This window comes from Megamonas sp. (assembly GCF_986095205.1).
Genome location: NZ_CFQVBI010000085.1, coordinates 1 through 1,248, shown reverse-complemented (window position 1 = coordinate 1,248; position 1,248 = coordinate 1). Strand labels below are relative to the sequence as shown.

The 1,248-nt window shown below is 33.0% G+C and carries 2 protein-coding genes; both read left to right on the top strand.

What is annotated here, in order from left to right; all coding sequences use genetic code 11:
* The coding region (locus AC5LAX_RS12570) for a PTS sugar transporter subunit IIA (RefSeq protein ID WP_493263865.1) at positions 1-922 on the top strand (922 nt) is incomplete at its 5' end.
* Positions 923-1,025: 103 nt separating this feature from the next.
* On the top strand, positions 1,026-1,248 hold a 223-nt coding region (locus tag AC5LAX_RS12565; RefSeq protein ID WP_493263866.1), incomplete at its 3' end, for an S-layer homology domain-containing protein.

Below are 1,248 nucleotides of genomic sequence, written 5' to 3'. Positions count from 1 at the left end.
TAATCACTATGAAACATATATTACTCAAATTATCATTGGTTTAATCTTTACTTGTATTTGGTTTGTTGTTTTTAGATTTTTAATTATTAAACTTGATTTGAAAACTCCTGGTCGTGGCGATGATGCAGAACCAGATAAACTTTATACTAAAGCTGACTATAAAGCTAGCAAAAATATTGATGAACGCGATAGAAAAGCTGCTGCATTTTTAAAAGCTTTAGGTGGTAAAAATAATATCGTAGATGTTACAAACTGTGCTACTCGTCTTCGTGTAACTGTAAAAGATGATAGTTTAGTAAAAGATACAAATGTATTTATGGCAGCAGGTGCTCATGGATTAGTTCATAATGGTTGTGCTATTCAAGTAATTGTAGGTCTTTCTGTACCACAAGTTCGTGAACGTTTTGAAGCTTTACTTCAAGGTCCTGATGTACTTCAAAAAGAAGAATTAGTTTCTAACACAGATAAATCTCCAAGCTTAAAAGCTTTTGCAACTGGTGATTTAGTGTCTATTGAAAATGTACCTGATGAAGCATTTGCTTCTCGTGCTATGGGCGATGGTGTAGCAATTATTCCAACTGAAAAATATATTACAGCACCAGCTAATGGTTCTGTTATGATGGTAATGGAAGAAACAGGACACGCTCTTGGTCTTAAACTTGATACAGATATGGAAATTTTAATTCATATAGGTATTGATACAGTTAATATGAAAGGCGATGGCTTCAAAGTTTTAGTCAAAGCTGGCGATGAAGTAAAAGTTGGCGATAAATTAGTAGAAATTGATATTGAAAAAATCAAAAAAGCTGGATATAATCCAATCACTATAATGATAGCTACTAATTTTGACCAATATAGCTTATTAAAATTTGAAAAAGAACAAAAAGTAATTGCAGGCAAAACAACTGTAGGCACATATTAATTTTATTTATAATTTTTATTTATATAACTTTTATGATTTTAGGAGAGAGTATAATATGTTTAACAAATCTACATTAACTATTACAACATCTGCTTTGGTTTTAATGAGTACAGGAGTAGCAGGAGCTGCTAGCAACCCATTTAGTGATGTTCCTCAAGATAGCTGGGCTTATGATGCAGTGGCAACACTTGCTGCTGATGGCGTAATTGATGGTTTCCCAGATGGAACATACCAGGGCAACAAAACAATGACACGTTATGAAATGGCTCAGATTGTAGCTCGTGCTATGGCAAAAGAAGATTTACAAAAAGCAGATAAAGCTATTG